The sequence below is a fragment of the Stutzerimonas stutzeri genome (assembly GCF_038561965.1).
Lineage (GTDB): Bacteria > Pseudomonadota > Gammaproteobacteria > Pseudomonadales > Pseudomonadaceae > Stutzerimonas > Stutzerimonas stutzeri_AA.
On record NZ_CP139348.1, the window covers coordinates 2,232,827 to 2,251,880 of the forward strand.

The following is a 19,054-nucleotide window of genomic DNA, read 5'->3' on the forward strand; positions in this document are numbered from 1 at the left end:
ATCTGCCGGACGCGGTTCATTCATCACGGCCTTCGAGCATGGTGCGCTTGAGCATTACGTAAATCGCTCCGGTTCCGCCATGACGTGGCAGGCAGGAGGTGAAGCCAAGCACCTGTGGATGCTGCCGCAGCCACGTGTTGACGTGGCTCTTGATCAGCGGCCGCTTGCCGTCGAGCCGCGCAGCCTTGCCATGGGTGACGCGGACACAGCGTACTTCGAGCCGGGTCGCTTCGGCGATGAAGTCCCATAGCAGCTCGCGGGCCTTCTCGACACTCATGCCATGCAGATCGAGGCTTCCTTCGAATGGAATCTGGCCTGCCTTGAGTTTGCGGACCTGGCTGTCTTGCACGCCATCGCGAGCCCAGTACAGCTCGTCCTCGGCGCCTACGTCGATGACGAACTGATCAGATAGGCCGTCGACACGAGTCGTGTCGTTACTTACGGTCGCATTGCTGCGGCGGGTCGCGATCTGTTCACGATTGCTACGCGCCTTGCCAGTCTCGGCGCGATCATGGGTGATCGGCTTGACGCCGCGCACGGAAGATTGGAAGAGGGAAAAGTCGTCGTCTTGCATGGGGCCTCCAGACAGGCAGGCAGTTTACCCCAGCCACCGCGCCTGGCGGATAAGCGTTCCGTCCAGGCGTTCCAATATTTGACACATGCCGTTCTAGCAGGCTGCAACCGGGCAGGAGCGACCTGAACGGTACAGAGCTCTAGAGCGCTAGTGCTGCCACGTCCTGGACGCAAACGGCGAAGTTATCAGCGAGGATCGTCATCTCGATACGGTGGACCTGCTCGGCATCAATGCTGCCTTCGCCCATCGGCAAATTGCGAGTGGCGCAGGCGCTGTCGATCAGGGTGCAACGATAGCCGTAGTCCTTGGCGGCGCGAACGGTGGTGCTGATGCTCGAATGAGTCATGAATCCGCAAACGATCAGATCAAGGCGGCCCAGCTTCTGAAGCAGTTCATGCAGTTCGGTGCCGGAGAAGGCATTCGGAAGTCGCTTGGCTACCACTGCCTCGCCAGGCTGGGGAGCGGCTTCAGGCATGATCTGGCCGCGAAAGCCCTGCGGATCGAAAAGACCGCCGCTGATGCCAAGGTGGTGCACATGCACGATCGGTGCGCCGGCCTCGCGTGCAGCGGCCAGCAAGTTTTTGATTTCCGGGAGTGCACGATCCAGTGCGGGCAAGGCCAGCACACCGCTGCGATATTCTTCCTGCACATCGATGACCAGCAGGGTCGCGTTCGCCAGCGTCGCCGGGTTATAGCTGCGGCCACTGAGCTGAAGCATGGTCTGTGGCTTGGTCATTGTCGACTCCTTGTGCTGTGAGGGGGCTGATTGTGGCGCCAGAACGCGCTGATGTGAACCTTCCGACTGATGTTTCGCAGCGCCTTGGCGCTGACCAGGCGGTCTAGCCATAGACCAGCAAGGGTGAGCATGGGTTGGAAACCATGTCGGGCTGCGAAGGGTAATACCGGCAGTCGATAGATGCATGAAGCGAACAGCGCATTTACAACGGCGCAGGCCGGTGTTTTCCGGTGTCACGGGCATAGCCCGAGTGTCTGGATTGCCTGTTAAACTCGCGCCCTTTTACAGGAGATGCCCTTGTGACCGCTTCAATCTCCCGCTTGCGTACGCTGCGTGACCATATTCGCTGGGCTGTCAGTCGATTCCAGGCGGAGCAGTTGTTTTTCGGCCATGGCACCGACAACGCTTGGGATGATGCCCGCCAGTTGGTACTAGGGGCGCTGCATCTGCCCTGGGAAATGTCGGACAGCTATCTGGACTGTCGACTGGAACTCGACGAGTGCGAGCATCTGCAGAGCTTGTTACACCGGCGTATCGAAGAGCGCGTACCGACCGCCTATCTTCTCGGGCAAGCCTGGTTCTGCGGCTTGCCGTTCATTGTCGACGAGCGAGTCCTGATCCCGCGGTCGCCGATAGGCGAACTCATCGAGCATCGCTTCGACCCCTGGCTGCCCGGTACGCCGGCCCGAATACTCGATCTATGCACCGGATCGGGTTGCATTGGCATAGCCTGCGCTTATGAGTTTCTCGAAGCTGAAGTTGTTCTGGCGGACCTGTCATTCGATGCGCTCGAGGTGGCCAATCGAAATATCGAGCACCATGGCCTCGAAGAACGTGTCTACACCGTGCAGGGAGATGGCTTCGATGGTTTGCCCAGTCAGCGTTTTGATCTGATTGTTTCAAACCCCCCTTACGTCGATGCGGAAGATTTCGGCGACATGCCAGAGGAGTTTCAGCATGAGCCGGCCCTCGGATTGGCGTGCGGCGAAGACGGGCTGAATCTGGTGCGAAGGATGCTCGCTGAGGCTGCCGATCACCTCACCGATGACGGTATTCTGATCGTCGAAGTCGGTAACAGTCAGGTCCATGTGCAGGCGTTGTACCCCGAAGTGGATTTCACTTGGCTGGAGTTTTCGCGCGGGGGGCATGGAGTATTCCTGCTGGCGGCTCAGCAGTGCCGCAAGCATCAGGCGCTGTTCCGCTCGCGCCTCGAGCAGCGTTGAGTTGGCATGTGCAGCGCTCGGCCAGGTCGTCGAGCGAGTGCCTGGGTGCGGAGCGGGCAAATCTCACCGATTTTTTCTGAGCATTTGGCCCTTCGTGCGGGTCTGTTGCATGTGACGAATGATCTGAGCGCTGATCGACACGTCTGACCGGTTGATTCATCGTTATGCGCTCAGTACGTCAGTGACCCCCAGCACTCAAGCGGACGGACCATGCCAGGCATCACGGTAGAATCCACCACCTTTTCATTGTTCGGCGCGTTGGGTGACCTGGCCCTGCGCAAGCTGTTTCCGGCCTTGTATCAGCTGGATCGTGCCGGTCTGTTGCACCCCGATACCCAGATTCTGGCGCTGTCACGCGAGGGCGGTGAGCCTGGCGTTCACGAGGCGCGGATCGAACAGGCGTTGCGCACCCGAATTCCTGCTGCGGAACTCGATGAAAAAGCGCTTGAGCGTTTCAACGCTCGGCTGAGTTATCTATCAATGGATTTTCGTCGGCCCGAGGACTACCTGGCGCTGAGCGAATGCGTGCCGGCTGACCGGCCCTTGATCGCCTATTTCGCGACGCCCGCAGCCGTTTACGGGGATATCTGCAGATATCTGGCCTCCGCAGGGTTGGCGGAGCAGACGCGAGTCGTTCTAGAGAAGCCTATCGGGCATGACCTGAATTCTTCGCGCGTCATCAACGATGCGGTCGCAGAGCATTTCCCCGAGAGCCGCATCTATCGCATCGATCATTATCTGGGTAAGGAAACCGTTCAGAACCTGATCGCGCTACGGTTCGCCAATAGCCTGTTCGAGACGCAATGGGACCAGCACCACATATCCCATGTCGAAATCACCGTGGCCGAGACGGTGGGGATTGAAGGGCGCTGGGGCTACTTCGACCAGGCCGGCCAACTGCGCGACATGGTGCAGAACCATCTGCTGCAGTTGCTCTGCCTGATAGCTATGGACCCTCCGAGCAACCTGACGGCCGACAGCATTCGCGACGAGAAGGTGAAGGTACTCAAAGCGCTTGCGCCAATCACCGCAGAGTCGATCCATCAGCGGGTGGTTCGTGGCCAGTACGCGGCCGGGAACGTCGCTGGCGCCTCGGTGCCGGGTTACCTCGACGAGGAAAACTCCAACGCCGAGAGCAGCACGGAAACCTTCGTGGCGCTGCGCGCCGATATCTGTAACTGGCGTTGGTCGGGCGTGCCGTTCTATTTGCGCACCGGCAAACGCATGGCGCAGAAGCTCTCGCAAATAGTCATCCATTTCAAGGAACCGCCTTTCTATATCTTCGCGCCTGAGCAACGCGCACTGATCAGCAATCGTCTGATCATCCGGCTGCAGCCTGACGAGGGCATCTCCTTGCAAGTCATGACCAAGGAGCAGGGACTGGACAAGGGCATGCATCTGCGCAGCGGGCCACTGCAGTTGAATTTCTCGGACACTTACAAGAGCACCCGCATTCCCGATGCGTACGAGCGCCTGTTGCTTGAAGTCATGCAAGGCAACCAGAACCTTTTTGTTCGCAGGGATGAGATCGAGTACGCGTGGCAGTGGTGCGACCAACTTATCGAGGGCTGGAATCGCCTCGGTGCCTCGCTAAAGCTATATCCCGCCGGTTCCTGGGGGCCGGTCGCTTCGATTGCGTTGATCACCCGAGACGGGAGGACGTGGTATGGCGATCTCTGAGCTGGATCTACCGATCGGAGTGATTGCGCACAGTTCGGCTGACCCGAAGCGACAAGCAGAAGTGATGGCTGACAGTGTTGCTGGTGCACTCGCCTATGCCGTGCAGACCCATGGCGTTGCCAGTCTGGTCGTATCTGGCGGGCGCAGTCCGATCACGTTTTTCGAAGAGCTTTCGACGCGAGAGCTGAATTGGTCGAAGGTTCAGGTCAGCCTGGCCGATGAGCGCTGGGTACCTGTTGGAGAGCCGGCAAGTAACGAAGGCCTGGTGCGCCGTCATCTGCTGCAGAACGCTGCCGGTGACGCTCTTCTGATCGGGCTGTATCAGCCCGCTGATTCCCTTGTCCAGGCGGCATCGCTCGCCGACCAAGCCCTTGCGCGGCTTCGGTGGCCAATCGACGTGCTCATACTCGGTATGGGCGACGATGGCCATACGGCGTCACTGTTCCCAGGTAGTCCTAACTTGGCACATGCGTTGCGCTCGGATTGTGCGGAGCGTTGTCTGCCGATGCAGGCTCCCGTAGCGCCGCACGCTCGTTTGACGATGTCCTATCCGCTCCTAGCCAGCGCCCGGATGCAGTGCCTGGCTATTCAGGGAGCCGACAAGCTTGAAACCTTGCGCGCCGCTTTGATTGCCGATCCGCTGCAAATGCCGATCCGCGCGTTCCTACATTCTCCGCTCGAGATTTACTGGTGCCCATGAGGCCCGAGGACTCTTGCATGACCATGGACCAGAAAAACGCTCTGATTGAACGAATCTGTGTGGATGCGCGGATTCTTCCGGTCATCACGATAGGCAGTGAAGAGCAAATCCTGCCGCTTGCCGATGCGCTTGCCGCTGGTGGTCTGCGCGCGTTGGAGATCACCCTGCGATCCAGTCATGGCCTGACGGCAATCCGGCGGCTGCGCGAAGAGCGTCCCGATCTTTGCATCGGTGCGGGCACCGTGCTCGATCGACGAATGATGGATGAGGTCGAAGCCGCGGGGGCACAGTTTATCGTCACGCCTGGCTCGACCCGAGAAATCCTCGAAGCCGGAGTGAGCTGCTCCGTGCCGTTGCTGCCGGGCATCAGCAGTGCGTCCGACTTAATGGAGGGTTATGCGCTCGGCTATCGGCGGTTCAAGCTTTTTCCGGCGGAGGTGTGCGGCGGCATCGCCGCGCTGAAGGCCTTGGGCGGGCCTTTCGCGGACGTTCGCTTCTGCCCAACCGGCGGCGTGACGGCGGCCAACGCCCCACACTACCTGGCTTTGCCAAATGTAATGTGTGTCGGCGGTACCTGGATGATCGACAGCGCAAGCCTCAACAGCGGCGACTGGTCAGGCATTCAGCAGCGCACGGCCGAGGCCCTTGCGGCGTTGGCATAGCACGCCGAGGCTACCTTTTGAATCGCTGCTACGCTGTCGTTGGTGCGTAGCGTAGCCGCAGCGATGCGCGTATGATTCGCGCCCTTTCAATCGGATTGCCACACCGGGAGGTGCCCATGACCGAGCACGAAGAAACAAGCACACACGTAACCCATGGCGAAAAGCTGCAGAAAGTGCTGGCTCGCCTGGGCATGGCTTCGCGCCGTGATGTCGAAAAGTGGATCGCGGAAGGCCGCGTCAAGGTCAACGGTGCTATCGCAAGCCTTGGCCAGCGGGTCGACTCACATGATGCCATTGCCGTCGATGGTCGCCTGCTCAAGCGGGAAGAAGCCAACGAAGTCGTTCGACGCGTACTGATCTACAACAAGCCTGACGGCGAGATTTGCACTCGCAACGACCCGGAAGGTCGTCCGACGGTTTTCGATCGGTTGCCGCGGCCGAAGGAAGGACGCTGGATCAATATCGGCCGTCTAGATATCAATACCACCGGTCTTTTGCTTTTCACCACGGATGGAGAGCTGGCCAACCGCCTGATGCACCCTTCGTATGAAATGGACCGCGAGTATGCGGTACGCGTGCGTGGGGAAGTCGACGACGAGATGATCGAGCGGCTGAAGACCGGCGTCATGCTAGAGGATGGTCCGGCACGCTTCACCGACATTAAGGAAGCGCCTGGCGGTGAGGGATTCAACCATTGGTACCACTGCGTAGTGATGGAAGGCCGCAACCGTGAGGTTCGTCGGCTCTGGGAGTCCCAGGGTTTGGTCGTGAGCCGCCTGAAGCGGGTCCGGTTCGGTCCGGTGTTCATGACCTCCGATCTGCCGATGGGGCGTTGGCGCGAAATGTCGCAAACCGAAGTCGACATCCTCAGTCAGGAGGTCGGGCTCAAGCCGATTGCACTGCCGAGCATGAAGGCCAAGGCCAAGGAAAAGATCGACCGCATGCAGCGTAAGGTGGCGAAGCCTCTGAGTCGTGGCGAGCGTCGACCTCGCGTGCTTCGTTCATCAAACGAGGCTGATGTACCAAGCTCGAACAAGCCGCGGACCCAACGGGACGATCAAGGCGGGCGCAAGCCGCGTGTTAGCGAAGAGCGTAGCGACAAGAGTCGTGGGACACCCGTGGCCGAGCGTCCGAGCGGTACGCGTAAAGGCGGCAAGCGCGATGACAGGGCAGGGCGCCCTTCAGGTCCAGGTAAAAGGCCGGCCGGAGATGGTCAGCGTCCAGGCTTCGGGCGTAGCAAACGCACCTGATTCCTGATTGTTGTATCCAGCGCTGCGCAATGGTTCGACGCCACTGCGCAGCGTTTTTGTTTCCGCGCAAGGCGTGGTTATTGCGCGTCCAGCGCCTGGCCATTAACTCCGGCGCTGTCGGGGCCCATCAGATACAGATAGACCGGCATGATCTCATCTGGAAGCGGATTGACCTGAGGGTTCTCGCCAGGATATGCCTTTGCGCGCATGTCAGTGCGGGTTGCGCCGGGGTTGATGCTATTGGCACGTACTGGCGCGGTTTCATCCACTTCGTCTGCGAGCACCTGCATCAGGCCCTCGGTAGCAAATTTAGATACCGCGTAGGCGCCCCAATAAGCTCGGCCTTTGCGGCCGACGCTACTCGACGTGAAGATTACCGAGGCGTCTTTGGCGAGCTTGAGCAGCGGGAGCAGTGTGCTGGTCAGCATAAACATCGCGTTCACGTTCACCTGCATCACTCGCATGAAGTTGTCGCCGGACAGCTGCTCGAGCGGCGTGCGCGGACCGACGATTGCGGCGTTGTGCAGCAGCCCGTCAAGATGGCCGAACTCGCGCTCGATCATGGCGGCCAGTTCGTCGTACTGGTGCGGCAAGGCGGTTTCCAGGTTGAACGGGATGACGGCTGGATGCGGATGGCCGGCCGCTTCAATGTCGTCGTAAACACGATTTAGGTTGTCTTCGTTCTTGCCGAGCAGCAACACCGTTGCGCCGTGAGCGGCATAGGCTTTAGCCGCCGCTTCACCGATGCCGCGACCGGCACCCGTTACTAGAATGATGCGCCCTGCGAGCAGGTCGGGGCGGGCGGAGTACTCGAACATCGGTTGCCTCGTTTAATGATGGTATTGGCGCTCGACTGTGTTGCCGAACGATAAGCTAAAGCAGCTATTCATTAATCCCGTTTCAGCAACTGCACAGCGCGCTGTCCAGTATCTGCCGGAGCTGCAGTGGATGGTCGACCACCACGTCTGCGCCCCAATTACCTGGATTATCTTCGGGGTGGATGTAGCCATAGCGAACCGCAGCTGTTCTGCTTCCGGCTGCACGGCCGGACTCGATATCCCGCAGATCGTCGCCTACGAAGAGCACCGATGAAGGGTCAAGGTCGAGTAGCTTGCATGCGAGCAGCATTGGTTCGGGATCGGGCTTGCTCTTGCTTACGTGGTCCGGGCAAATCAGAACAGCAGAGCGTTTCGCCAAGCCCAGCTGGCGCATGATCGGCTCGGCGAAACGCAGCGGTTTGTTGGTCACTACGCCCCATAACAGGTTAGCCCGCTCGATGTCATCGAGGAGTTCGGCCATGCCGTCGTATAGATGACTATGTACGGCGCAATTCTCCTGATACCGCGCGAGGAATTCGAGGCGCAGCTCTTCGAACTCGTCAGATAGCGGGTCGACATCGAATGCGCTTAGCACCATGGCTCTCGCTCCACCCGACACGACATCGCGAATCTGCTGTTCAGGAATTGGCGTAAGCCCTCGAGCAATACGCATGGCTTGTGACACGGCGATGAAGTCGGGAGCGGTGTCCAGCAGGGTACCGTCCATGTCGAACAGAACAGCGCGCAGGCGCATCAGGCCTCCTTGATGGTCATTACCATGTAATTGACGTCGACGTCCGCTGACAACTTGTAGTGCTTGGAAAGCGGGTTATAGGTAAGGCCGATGATGTCCTTCACGGCGAGCCCGGCGTCGCGGCTCCAGGCGCCAAGCTCCGAAGGCCGGATGAACTTTTTAAAATCATGGGTGCCACGTGGAAGCAACTGCAGCACGTACTCTGCGCCAATGATGGCAAGCGCATAGGCTTTCGGATTGCGATTGATTGTCGAAAAGAACACATGCCCGCCCGGCTTGACCAGTTTGCTGCAGGCCCGTATCACCGATGCTGGGTCTGGCACATGTTCGAGCATCTCAAGGCAGGTCACGATGTCAAATTGCTCGGGCGTCTCTTCCGCTATGGCTTCAGCCGTGATCTGTCGATAATCAATATCCAGACCCGATTCGAGAAGGTGTAGGCGCGCTACTGAAAGCGGTGCCTCGCCCATGTCGATACCGGTGACCTCGGCTCCTCGCTGTGCCATAGCCTCGCTGAGGATTCCGCCGCCACATCCGATATCAATGACCTTCTTGCCAGCCAACGATATGTGCTCGTCTATCCAATTCACGCGAAGCGGGTTGATCTCATGCAGTGGCTTGAACTCGCTTTCGCGATCCCACCAGCGATGTGCAAGGGCTTCGAATTTGGCGATTTCAGCATGGTCGACGTTGCTCATGGTCCGGTCCGTTTGAAAGCTTGAGGAATAAGCTTGAGCCGCAAATGCTCATGTTGCCAGCTCAGATGATGTGGGGCCCTGGTGGCCGCCGCTTTTTCGTATGTCAGGTGCCTTTCAAGCCGCGCTATCAGCACTGCACTATCAATGCCTGTCTGTGCTAGCAATTCGTTTTCCCCATTGGCGGGCATTGGCAATTACGCGCTGCTCGTCCATGCGGGTCAGGCTGCCATTATCCAGAAGTTGCTTGCCACCTACCCAGACATGTCGCACGGCGTCCCTGCCGGTGGAGTAGATCATTTGGGAGACGGGGTCGTATATTGGCTGTTGCGCAAGGCCAGAAAGGTCCAGCGCGACCAGATCGGCAAACTTTCCAATTTCAAGCGAGCCTGTGTGGTCGTCGATGCCAAGGGCTCTCGCACCATTTAGCGTCGCCATGCGCAGCGCACGGTGCGCGTCCAGGGCCGTGGCCGAGTTGGCGACGGCCTTCGCCAGTAAAGCCGCAGTGCGGGTTTCGCCGAGAAGATCCAGGTCGTTGTTGCTTGCCGCCCCGTCGGTGCCGATCGCCACATTGATACCTGCTTCCCATAGTCGTTCCACGGGGCAGAAACCGCTGGCAAGTTTTAGGTTGGACTCAGGGCAATGAATGACACTGCAGTTGTGCTCGGTAAGCAGTCCAAGGTCGTCATCGTTAATCTGAGTCATATGCACCGCTTGGAACCGTGGTCCGAGTAGCTGTAGCCGAGCCAGTCGTGCTAACGGACGTTCGCCATGCTTGCGCAGTGCTTCTTGAACTTCCTGTACCGTCTCATGAACGTGCATATGGATGCCCGCGTCCATCTCCGCTACGAGAACGCGGATGCTCTCGAGCTTGTCATCTGTCACGGAGTAAGGAGCGTGCGGCCCGAACGCAATGCTCATTCGTGGGTGATGCTTCAAGTCGTCGAACAATGCCACCCCGTTGCGTAGCGCTTCGTCAGCGTCGCGAGCGCCTGGGACGGGAAAGTCCAGAACTGGAATAGCGATCTGGGCTCTCACCCCGTGCTTATGTACCAGTTCGCTGACCACGTTCGGGTAGAAATACATATCCGAAAAACATGTGATTCCACCTTTCAACTGTTCGGCAATAGCCAGTTCGGTCCCGCTGCGAACGAACTCTTCATTGACCCAGCGCGATTCGGCCGGCCAGATGTGATCCTCCAGCCATCGCTTCAGGGGGAGATCGTCGGCGAGGCCTCTGAAAAGCGTCATGGCCGCGTGACCGTGCGCATTGATCAGGCCTGGCGCGAGGAGCATGCCTGCAAGGTCGCGAGTCTCCTTAGCCGGATACTTCACAGCCTCAGTTCGGGGGGCGATTAGTGCGATGCGTCCGTCTCGAATGCCAAGGCCGTGGCCTTGCAACACAACACCGGCCGGCTCTACTGGAACAAGCCAGGTCGGGAACAAGAGCAGGTCTAACTGTGCGTCGCTTTGCCTGGACATGGGAAGCCATGACTGATTGGAAGGCTGTTAGTGTAATGGCTAGCGACTTGGGATTGAAGGAACGCGCGCGGATTGAGGCGGTGCTTGTAGCTTCTATATATAGGTACCGCCAGATGCCCTCCTAAATATCCGGCGGTGCGATCTGTGATCGAAAATAACGGTTGACGTTAGTTTTCAGGCTCCTATAATGCGCACCTTCTCCGGCGCAGTCCTTAAGCAAAACCTCTTGTAAATCAAAAGGTTAGCGAAATAAAAGGGTTGCACGGATGGCGAATTCAAGTAGAATGCGCCGGGCTGACAGGGTGGTGGTTGAGTCCTGTTGGTGGCTTCGGTCAGGTTGATCGGGAGCGGTTGAAAGAGGTGGTTGAAAGAGGTGGTTGAAAGAGGTGGTTGACAGCGGTTTTGAACGCTGTATGATTCGCCTCCCGCTAACGAGAGATGAGAGTTGATCGAAGGCGCAAGCGGTTGAGAAGAAAGAAAAAGTTCTTCAAAAACAGCTTGACAGGTAACAAGGCTGCTGTAGAATGCGCGGCCTCGGTTGAGACGAAAGACTTGATCGAAACGCTCTTTAACAACTGAATCAAGCAATTCGTGTGGGTGCTTGTGAATGTAAGACTGATGGTCAGCTAGATTATCAGCATCACAAAGCAACACTCGAGTATTCGAGAGTTACTCTTTACTTGTAAAGAGATTTGCGATTGCTGAGCCAAGTTTAGGGTTTTCTCAAAACCCAAGCAGTATTGAACTGAAGAGTTTGATCATGGCTCAGATTGAACGCTGGCGGCAGGCCTAACACATGCAAGTCGAGCGGATGAAGAGAGCTTGCTCTCTGATTCAGCGGCGGACGGGTGAGTAATGCCTAGGAATCTGCCTGATAGTGGGGGACAACGTTTCGAAAGGAACGCTAATACCGCATACGTCCTACGGGAGAAAGCAGGGGACCTTCGGGCCTTGCGCTATCAGATGAGCCTAGGTCGGATTAGCTAGTTGGTGAGGTAAAGGCTCACCAAGGCTACGATCCGTAACTGGTCTGAGAGGATGATCAGTCACACTGGAACTGAGACACGGTCCAGACTCCTACGGGAGGCAGCAGTGGGGAATATTGGACAATGGGCGAAAGCCTGATCCAGCCATGCCGCGTGTGTGAAGAAGGTCTTCGGATTGTAAAGCACTTTAAGTTGGGAGGAAGGGCAGTAAGCTAATACCTTGCTGTTTTGACGTTACCGACAGAATAAGCACCGGCTAACTTCGTGCCAGCAGCCGCGGTAATACGAAGGGTGCAAGCGTTAATCGGAATTACTGGGCGTAAAGCGCGCGTAGGTGGTTTGTTAAGTTGAATGTGAAAGCCCCGGGCTCAACCTGGGAACTGCATCCAAAACTGGCAAGCTAGAGTATGGCAGAGGGTGGTGGAATTTCCTGTGTAGCGGTGAAATGCGTAGATATAGGAAGGAACACCAGTGGCGAAGGCGACCACCTGGGCTAATACTGACACTGAGGTGCGAAAGCGTGGGGAGCAAACAGGATTAGATACCCTGGTAGTCCACGCCGTAAACGATGTCGACTAGCCGTTGGGATCCTTGAGATCTTAGTGGCGCAGCTAACGCATTAAGTCGACCGCCTGGGGAGTACGGCCGCAAGGTTAAAACTCAAATGAATTGACGGGGGCCCGCACAAGCGGTGGAGCATGTGGTTTAATTCGAAGCAACGCGAAGAACCTTACCAGGCCTTGACATGCAGAGAACTTTCCAGAGATGGATTGGTGCCTTCGGGAACTCTGACACAGGTGCTGCATGGCTGTCGTCAGCTCGTGTCGTGAGATGTTGGGTTAAGTCCCGTAACGAGCGCAACCCTTGTCCTTAGTTACCAGCACGTAATGGTGGGCACTCTAAGGAGACTGCCGGTGACAAACCGGAGGAAGGTGGGGATGACGTCAAGTCATCATGGCCCTTACGGCCTGGGCTACACACGTGCTACAATGGTCGGTACAAAGGGTTGCCAAGCCGCGAGGTGGAGCTAATCCCATAAAACCGATCGTAGTCCGGATCGCAGTCTGCAACTCGACTGCGTGAAGTCGGAATCGCTAGTAATCGTGAATCAGAATGTCACGGTGAATACGTTCCCGGGCCTTGTACACACCGCCCGTCACACCATGGGAGTGGGTTGCTCCAGAAGTAGCTAGTCTAACCTTCGGGGGGACGGTTACCACGGAGTGATTCATGACTGGGGTGAAGTCGTAACAAGGTAGCCGTAGGGGAACCTGCGGCTGGATCACCTCCTTAATCGAAGACTTCAGCTTCTTCATAAGCTCCCACACGAATTGCTTGATTCACTAGCGAAAAGCGATTGGGTTTCGACCCGAGAGAGACGATTGGGTCTGTAGCTCAGTTGGTTAGAGCGCACCCCTGATAAGGGTGAGGTCGGCAGTTCGAATCTGCCCAGACCCACCAATTGTCATGGGATGTGGCCGATCTGTAGATGGGGCCATAGCTCAGCTGGGAGAGCGCCTGCTTTGCACGCAGGAGGTCAGGAGTTCGATCCTCCTTGGCTCCACCATTAACTCGATAATCGCTGAAAGCTCAGAAATGAGTGCTGCTTGGGCATCTGATGGATGTTTGAGGGTATTGATTTCTGGTCTTTGCGCCAGAACTGTTCTTTAAAAATTTGGGTATGTGATAGAAGTAGATTTGGGTAGTTACTTTCACTGGTAATTATTCAAGTCAAGGTAAAATTTGCGAGTTGCTCTTTATGGGCAGAATGCGGATTTTCGGCGAATGTCGTCTTCACGTTATTAGACAGTAACCAGATTGCTTGGGGTTATATGGTCAAGTGAAGAAGCGCATACGGTGGATGCCTTGGCAGTCAGAGGCGATGAAAGACGTGGTAGCCTGCGAAAAGCTTCGGGGAGTCGGCAAACAGACTTTGATCCGGAGATGTCTGAATGGGGGAACCCAGCCATCATAAGATGGTTATCACACACTGAATACATAGGTGTGTGAGGCGAACCAGGGGAACTGAAACATCTAAGTACCCTGAGGAAAAGAAATCAACCGAGATTCCCTTAGTAGTGGCGAGCGAACGGGGATTAGCCCTTAAGCTTCTTTGATTTTAGCGGAACGCTCTGGAAAGTGCGGCCATAGTGGGTGATAGCCCTGTACGCGAAAAGGTCTTAGAAGTGAAATCGAGTAGGACGGAGCACGAGAAACTTTGTCTGAATATGGGGGGACCATCCTCCAAGGCTAAATACTACTGACTGACCGATAGTGAACTAGTACCGTGAGGGAAAGGCGAAAAGAACCCCGGAGAGGGGAGTGAAATAGATCCTGAAACCGTATGCGTACAAGCAGTGGGAGCCTACTTTGTTAGGTGACTGCGTACCTTTTGTATAATGGGTCAGCGACTTATTTTCAGTGGCGAGCTTAACCGAATAGGGGAGGCGTAGCGAAAGCGAGTCTTAATAGGGCGTTTAGTCGCTGGGAATAGACCCGAAACCGGGCGATCTATCCATGGGCAGGTTGAAGGTTGGGTAACACTAACTGGAGGACCGAACCGACTACCGTTGAAAAGTTAGCGGATGACCTGTGGATCGGAGTGAAAGGCTAATCAAGCTCGGAGATAGCTGGTTCTCCTCGAAAGCTATTTAGGTAGCGCCTCGTGTATCACTGCTGGGGGTAGAGCACTGTTTCGGCTAGGGGGTCATCCCGACTTACCAAACCGATGCAAACTCCGAATACCAGCAAGTGTCAGCACGGGAGACACACGGCGGGTGCTAACGTCCGTCGTGAAAAGGGAAACAACCCAGACCGTCAGCTAAGGTCCCAAAATCCTGGTTAAGTGGGAAACGATGTGGGAAGGCTTAGACAGCTAGGAGGTTGGCTTAGAAGCAGCCACCCTTTAAAGAAAGCGTAATAGCTCACTAGTCGAGTCGGCCTGCGCGGAAGATGTAACGGGGCTCAAACCAGGTACCGAAGCTACGGGTTCAACGTAAGTTGAGCGGTAGAGGAGCGTTCTGTAAGCCTGTGAAGGTCAGTTGAGAAGCTGGCTGGAGGTATCAGAAGTGCGAATGCTGACATGAGTAACGACAATGCGAGTGAAAAACTCGCACGCCGAAAGACCAAGGGTTCCTGCGCAACGTTAATCGACGCAGGGTGAGTCGGTCCCTAAGGCGAGGCTGAAGAGCGTAGTCGATGGGAAACGGGTTAATATTCCCGTACTTCTAGTTACTGCGATGGGGGGACGGAGAAGGCTAGGCCAGCAAGGCGTTGGTTGTCCTTGTTTAAGGTGGTAGGCAGAGATCTTAGGTAAATCCGGGATCTTAATGCCGAGAGCTGATGACGAGCTTTCTTTTAGAAAGCGAAGTGGTTGATGCCATGCTTCCAGGAAAAGCCTCTAAGCTTCAGGTAACTAGGAACCGTACCCCAAACCGACACAGGTGGTTGGGTAGAGAATACCAAGGCGCTTGAGAGAACTCGGGTGAAGGAACTAGGCAAAATGGCACCGTAACTTCGGGAGAAGGTGCGCCGGTGAGGGTGAAGTATTTACTACGTAAGCCCATGCCGGTCGAAGATACCAGGCCGCTGCGACTGTTTATTAAAAACACAGCACTCTGCAAACACGAAAGTGGACGTATAGGGTGTGACGCCTGCCCGGTGCCGGAAGGTTAATTGATGGGGTTAGCGCAAGCGAAGCTCTTGATCGAAGCCCCGGTAAACGGCGGCCGTAACTATAACGGTCCTAAGGTAGCGAAATTCCTTGTCGGGTAAGTTCCGACCTGCACGAATGGCGTAACGATGGCGGCGCTGTCTCCACCCGAGACTCAGTGAAATTGAAATCGCTGTGAAGATGCAGTGTATCCGCGGCTAGACGGAAAGACCCCGTGAACCTTTACTATAGCTTTGCACTGGACTTTGAATTTGCTTGTGTAGGATAGGTGGGAGGCTTTGAAGCGTGGACGCCAGTTCGCGTGGAGCCAACCTTGAAATACCACCCTGGCAACTTTGAGGTTCTAACTCTGGTCCGTTATCCGGATCGAGGACAGTGTATGGTGGGTAGTTTGACTGGGGCGGTCTCCTCCTAAAGAGTAACGGAGGAGTACGAAGGTGCGCTCAGACCGGTCGGAAATCGGTCGTAGAGTATAAAGGCAAAAGCGCGCTTGACTGCGAGACAGACACGTCGAGCAGGTACGAAAGTAGGTCTTAGTGATCCGGTGGTTCTGTATGGAAGGGCCATCGCTCAACGGATAAAAGGTACTCCGGGGATAACAGGCTGATACCGCCCAAGAGTTCATATCGACGGCGGTGTTTGGCACCTCGATGTCGGCTCATCACATCCTGGGGCTGAAGCCGGTCCCAAGGGTATGGCTGTTCGCCATTTAAAGTGGTACGCGAGCTGGGTTTAGAACGTCGTGAGACAGTTCGGTCCCTATCTGCCGTGGACGTTTGAGATTTGAGAGGGGCTGCTCCTAGTACGAGAGGACCGGAGTGGACGAACCTCTGGTGTTCCGGTTGTCACGCCAGTGGCATTGCCGGGTAGCTACGTTCGGAAGAGATAACCGCTGAAAGCATCTAAGCGGGAAACTTGCCTCAAGATGAGATCTCACTGGAGCCTTGAGCTCCCTGAAGGGCCGTCGAAGACTACGACGTTGATAGGTTGGGTGTGTAAGCGCTGTGAGGCGTTGAGCTAACCAATACTAATTGCCCGTGAGGCTTGACCATATAACACCCAAACAATTTGGCTGTTAGACGGAAAGTCGACAGAAAAGCCGAAAATCAGCATGAACACGCATTACCTGATCACATACCCAATTGGCTGTAGCGGCTAAACCCCGAGACAGCAACTGAATTGCTTGACGACCATAGAGCGTTGGAACCACCTGATCCCATCCCGAACTCAGTAGTGAAACGACGCATCGCCGATGGTAGTGTGGGGTCTCCCCATGTGAGAGTAGGTCATCGTCAAGCTCCTTTCCCAAACCCCCGATCCGCGAAAGCGGGTCGGGGGTTTGCTTTTGCCCAAAAGAAAGCTGCGATAGGCACGTACTGTCGTTGATCATCGAAAGGTTAACTTAACGGTCACCTCGGATGGCTAGGGCTAGCTGGTCGAGCGGCCTAGGGTCGGCGGCAGAGGGCGGCAGGGAGGGGGAGCACCGGCATTGCAGACCTGCGGAGCATCTACCGTCGGACTTTCCATCTGCTACCGTTTTTTCTGGTTATTTCTTTGGCGCGCATGCTTCGCTTCTTTAGGTAGCAGCCGATGGCTTGATTGATCGCTGCGCAACAGCTACAGGTCGATAGTGACGGGCTTGTGCAGGAAGCTGCGTGGGCCCATGGTTACAAGAGTCGTTCTTGGTCGAAACATCGATCAATTTGCCTTGTTGTTGCCGTTGCTTGTTGCTGATAGCGGTGCACGTCGACCTCTAGGCAGCAAACGCGAGTGTCATATCGTCAAAACGCGTAGAATCGCGCTTCGATCCAGTGACTAGGTTACCGAGTTGATATCGTGGAAATTTTCAAAGAATTTACGTTCGAATCTGCCCACCGTTTACCTCATGTGCCGCAGGGCCATAAATGCGGGCGGCTGCATGGTCATTCCTTTCGGGTTGCTCTGTATATCAGCGGTCCGATAGATCCTCATACGGGTTGGATTCGTGACTTCGGTGAGATCAAGTCCATATTCAAGCCGTTGTACGAGTTACTGGATCACAACTATCTGAACGACATTCCTGGTTTGGAAAACCCTACCAGCGAAAACTTGGCGAAATGGATCTGGAACGAACTCAAGCCATTGCTCCCAGAGCTATCGCGTATCCGTATTCATGAAACCTGCACCAGTGGCTGCGAGTATCGTGGCGACTAAAAGCCTGCTCGCTAGCGATGCCGCCAAGGCTCTATTAGCTGAACCGATTGAAGTGCCAGCCCAAAGGCGGATCAGCATCAGCTAAAGGCGACAGGGCAGCGTCAGATGGCATAAGTGGGTTGGTTAACGCTCGAATCTCCGCTTCTTTGACACTTCCGTTTCGTTGTAGCAGAGTACGGCGCTTTTTACGCGGCCTAGGCCGCCTCTATGGGGAATTGGAATGAACGCAGTTGTTGCGGCAGTCGGCATCATGCTGATCTTGAGTCTATGTCGCGTGCATGTAGTGGTTGCGCTTATTGCTGGAGCTCTGGCAGGTGGCTTGATCGGCGGGTTAGGGATGGAAGGCAGCCTTGCTGCGTTCAATAAGGGGCTTGGCGGTGGAGCAACGGTCGCATTGTCGTACGCTTTGCTCGGAGCATTCGCCGTGGCTATCGGTAAAAGCGGGCTGGCGCATGCCCTCGCTGATAAGGCCCTGACTCTGGTTGGTAAGCAAGGCGCTCATGGTGCCGGCGCGGTTAAGTGGTTGATGATTGGATTGCTGCTCTCGGTAGCAGTGTCTTCTCAAAATATTCTGCCTATCCATATTGCCTTTATTCCGCTTCTGGTCCCGCCTCTGCTTTTCGTGTTGTCAAAGATGAAGATCGATAGACGTTTGATTGCCTGTGTTCTCGCATTCGGCCTCATTACGCCTTATATGTTTCTTCCTGTTGGGTTCGGCAATATCTTCCTGAATGAGATTCTGCTGGCAAACGTTGCGAAGAGCGGCGCGGATGTCGCCGGCATCAAAGTTACCCAGGCGATGTTCATTCCAGCGATGGGAATGGTTACTGGGCTATTGATCGCTTTTTATAGTTATCGCAAGCCTCGGGAATATGACCTCGCACGGATTGAGACGGTTGAAAAGACCACAGTTAGCTACAGTCCGCTCACGCTGTTGGTAGCCGCCGTTGCCGTTGCAGCGGCCTTCGTGATTCAGCTGTGGCTGGACTCGATGATACTCGGCGCGCTTGTTGGGTTTGTAATCTTCTCCGTGTCCGGGGTGGTGCGCTGGCGAGAAGCGGATGATCTTTTTACCGATGGCATGAAGATGATGGCCATGATCGGTTTCATCATGATCGCCGCCGCTGGGTTTGCTGAAGTGATGCGTGAAACCGGCGAGGTGAAATTGCTGGTAGATGCATCGACTCAATGGATCGGAAGCAGCAAGGCTGTGGGCGCGTTGTTGATGCTGCTGGTCGGTCTTCTAGTGACCATCGGCATTGGCTCGTCATTCTCTACCGTGCCGATCATCGCCGCGATCTTTGTGCCGCTGGGTATGGAACTCGGGTTCAGCCCGCTAGCGATCGTCAGCCTGGTCGGAACTGCAGGTGCTCTGGGCGACGGCGGTTCGCCGGCCTCCGATTCCACGCTTGGGCCGACAGCCGGTCTGAACGCTGATGGCCAACATAACCATATCTGGGACACCGTCGTACCGACCTTCCTGCACTACAACCTGCCGCTGCTGGCTTTCGGCTGGCTGGCGGCGATGACCCTGTAGCACGCTCAATTCTCTTAGGGCCGTCTGCTCGGCGACGGCCCGACAGTGATTAGGCTGCCGACCCGCACTCGTACCGCCGCCCGTTGACTAA

The 19,054-nt window shown here is 56.2% G+C and carries 13 protein-coding genes, 2 tRNA genes and 3 rRNA genes; 12 read left to right on the forward strand and 6 right to left on the reverse strand.

Features of this window, described 5'->3' with window-relative positions; all coding sequences use genetic code 11:
- Positions 1 to 16 precede the first annotated feature (16 nt).
- Both SM130_RS10235 and SM130_RS10240 read right to left on the reverse strand, forming a co-directional pair.
- Complete coding sequence (locus tag SM130_RS10235; RefSeq protein ID WP_102823838.1) at positions 17 to 574, reverse strand: Smr/MutS family protein; 558 nt, start codon at positions 572 to 574, stop codon at positions 17 to 19.
- A 139-nt stretch (positions 575 to 713) separates the two neighbouring features.
- A complete protein-coding gene (locus SM130_RS10240) occupies positions 714 to 1,310 on the reverse strand; it encodes a cysteine hydrolase family protein (protein WP_102823839.1) in 597 nt (198 codons plus the stop codon).
- A 299-nt stretch (positions 1,311 to 1,609) separates the two neighbouring features.
- Between SM130_RS10240 and prmB the strand changes: the two genes are divergently transcribed.
- The 5 genes from prmB to rluB all read left to right on the forward strand — a co-directional run bounded on the left by prmB (position 1,610) and on the right by rluB (position 6,825).
- Positions 1,610 to 2,533: a 50S ribosomal protein L3 N(5)-glutamine methyltransferase gene (prmB, locus tag SM130_RS10245; protein ID WP_102823840.1), complete on the forward strand. Its 924-nt coding sequence runs from the start codon at positions 1,610 to 1,612 to the stop codon at positions 2,531 to 2,533.
- A 210-nt stretch (positions 2,534 to 2,743) separates the two neighbouring features.
- Positions 2,744 to 4,213: a glucose-6-phosphate dehydrogenase gene (zwf, locus tag SM130_RS10250; RefSeq protein ID WP_102823841.1), complete on the forward strand. Its 1,470-nt coding sequence runs from the start codon at positions 2,744 to 2,746 to the stop codon at positions 4,211 to 4,213.
- Positions 4,200 to 4,913, forward strand: a complete 714-nt coding sequence (pgl, locus tag SM130_RS10255; RefSeq protein WP_102823842.1) for a 6-phosphogluconolactonase — start codon at positions 4,200 to 4,202, stop codon at positions 4,911 to 4,913. The genes zwf and pgl overlap by 14 nt, the downstream gene beginning before the upstream one ends.
- 17 nt (positions 4,914 to 4,930) lie before the next feature.
- Entirely contained in the window at positions 4,931 to 5,575 is a 645-nt protein-coding gene (locus SM130_RS10260; RefSeq protein ID WP_102823843.1) for a bifunctional 4-hydroxy-2-oxoglutarate aldolase/2-dehydro-3-deoxy-phosphogluconate aldolase, read from the forward strand.
- A gap of 116 nt (positions 5,576 to 5,691) precedes the next feature.
- Positions 5,692 to 6,825: a 23S rRNA pseudouridine(2605) synthase RluB gene (rluB, locus tag SM130_RS10265; RefSeq protein ID WP_102823844.1), complete on the forward strand. Its 1,134-nt coding sequence runs from the start codon at positions 5,692 to 5,694 to the stop codon at positions 6,823 to 6,825.
- Between the two features lie 77 nt (positions 6,826 to 6,902).
- Here the strand turns inward: rluB and SM130_RS10270 are convergent, their stop codons facing one another.
- The 4 genes from SM130_RS10270 to SM130_RS10285 all read right to left on the reverse strand — a co-directional run bounded on the left by SM130_RS10270 (position 6,903) and on the right by SM130_RS10285 (position 10,574).
- Positions 6,903 to 7,643: a YciK family oxidoreductase gene (locus SM130_RS10270; RefSeq protein ID WP_102823845.1), complete on the reverse strand. Its 741-nt coding sequence runs from the start codon at positions 7,641 to 7,643 to the stop codon at positions 6,903 to 6,905.
- Between the two features lie 82 nt (positions 7,644 to 7,725).
- Positions 7,726 to 8,397 (reverse strand): N-acetylmuramic acid 6-phosphate phosphatase MupP, encoded by a 672-nt coding sequence (mupP, locus tag SM130_RS10275; RefSeq protein ID WP_102823846.1) that lies wholly within the window; start codon positions 8,395 to 8,397, stop codon positions 7,726 to 7,728.
- A complete protein-coding gene (ubiG, locus tag SM130_RS10280; RefSeq protein ID WP_102823847.1) occupies positions 8,397 to 9,095 on the reverse strand; it encodes a bifunctional 2-polyprenyl-6-hydroxyphenol methylase/3-demethylubiquinol 3-O-methyltransferase UbiG in 699 nt (232 codons plus the stop codon). Before ubiG ends, mupP begins: the two co-directional genes overlap by 1 nt.
- 141 nt (positions 9,096 to 9,236) lie before the next feature.
- Positions 9,237 to 10,574 carry a TRZ/ATZ family hydrolase gene (locus SM130_RS10285; protein WP_102823848.1) on the reverse strand — a complete coding sequence of 446 codons (1,338 nt, stop codon included), beginning with the start codon at positions 10,572 to 10,574 and terminating at the stop codon, positions 9,237 to 9,239.
- Positions 10,575 to 11,316: 742 nt separating this feature from the next.
- Here SM130_RS10285 and SM130_RS10290 point away from each other — a divergent pair.
- The 7 genes from SM130_RS10290 (at position 11,317) to SM130_RS10320 (ending at position 18,963) form a co-directional block, all read left to right on the forward strand.
- A 16S ribosomal RNA gene (locus SM130_RS10290) occupies positions 11,317 to 12,853 on the forward strand.
- Positions 12,854 to 12,944: 91 nt separating this feature from the next.
- Positions 12,945 to 13,021: transfer RNA gene (locus SM130_RS10295), tRNA-Ile, on the forward strand.
- Between the two features lie 30 nt (positions 13,022 to 13,051).
- Positions 13,052 to 13,127, forward strand: a tRNA-Ala gene (locus SM130_RS10300).
- Between the two features lie 267 nt (positions 13,128 to 13,394).
- A 23S ribosomal RNA gene (locus SM130_RS10305) occupies positions 13,395 to 16,285 on the forward strand.
- 130 nt (positions 16,286 to 16,415) lie between these two features.
- Positions 16,416 to 16,531 (forward strand): 5S ribosomal RNA (gene rrf / locus SM130_RS10310).
- The 16S, 23S and 5S rRNA genes sit together here with 2 tRNA genes alongside, the layout of an rRNA operon.
- A gap of 538 nt (positions 16,532 to 17,069) precedes the next feature.
- The gene (gene queD, locus SM130_RS10315; RefSeq protein ID WP_102826118.1) at positions 17,070 to 17,426 is read left to right on the forward strand and encodes a 6-carboxytetrahydropterin synthase QueD; all 357 of its coding nucleotides are present in this window, start codon (positions 17,070 to 17,072) and stop codon (positions 17,424 to 17,426) included.
- Between the two features lie 220 nt (positions 17,427 to 17,646).
- Positions 17,647 to 18,963, forward strand: a complete 1,317-nt coding sequence (locus tag SM130_RS10320; protein WP_102826117.1) for a Na+/H+ antiporter family protein — start codon at positions 17,647 to 17,649, stop codon at positions 18,961 to 18,963.
- The last annotated feature ends 91 nt before the right edge of the window (positions 18,964 to 19,054 follow it).

Bases quoted from the DNA above. Each gene is read 5' to 3' on its own strand.
- pgl (WP_102823842.1), top strand. From the start codon at position 4,200: ATGGCGATCTCTGAGCTGGATCTACCGATCGGAGTGATTGCGCACAGT.
- SM130_RS10270 (WP_102823845.1), bottom strand. From the start codon at position 7,643: ATGTTCGAGTACTCCGCCCGCCCCGACCTGCTCGCAGGGCGCATCATT.
- SM130_RS10320 (WP_102826117.1), top strand. From the start codon at position 17,647: ATGAACGCAGTTGTTGCGGCAGTCGGCATCATGCTGATCTTGAGTCTA.
- zwf (WP_102823841.1), top strand. From the start codon at position 2,744: ATGCCAGGCATCACGGTAGAATCCACCACCTTTTCATTGTTCGGCGCG.
- rluB (WP_102823844.1), top strand. From the start codon at position 5,692: ATGACCGAGCACGAAGAAACAAGCACACACGTAACCCATGGCGAAAAG.
- ubiG (WP_102823847.1), bottom strand. From the start codon at position 9,095: ATGAGCAACGTCGACCATGCTGAAATCGCCAAATTCGAAGCCCTTGCA.
- SM130_RS10285 (WP_102823848.1), bottom strand. From the start codon at position 10,574: ATGTCCAGGCAAAGCGACGCACAGTTAGACCTGCTCTTGTTCCCGACC.
- SM130_RS10240 (WP_102823839.1), bottom strand. From the start codon at position 1,310: ATGACCAAGCCACAGACCATGCTTCAGCTCAGTGGCCGCAGCTATAAC.
- SM130_RS10260 (WP_102823843.1), top strand. From the start codon at position 4,931: ATGACCATGGACCAGAAAAACGCTCTGATTGAACGAATCTGTGTGGAT.
- mupP (WP_102823846.1), bottom strand. From the start codon at position 8,397: ATGCGCCTGCGCGCTGTTCTGTTCGACATGGACGGTACCCTGCTGGAC.
- SM130_RS10235 (WP_102823838.1), bottom strand. From the start codon at position 574: ATGCAAGACGACGACTTTTCCCTCTTCCAATCTTCCGTGCGCGGCGTC.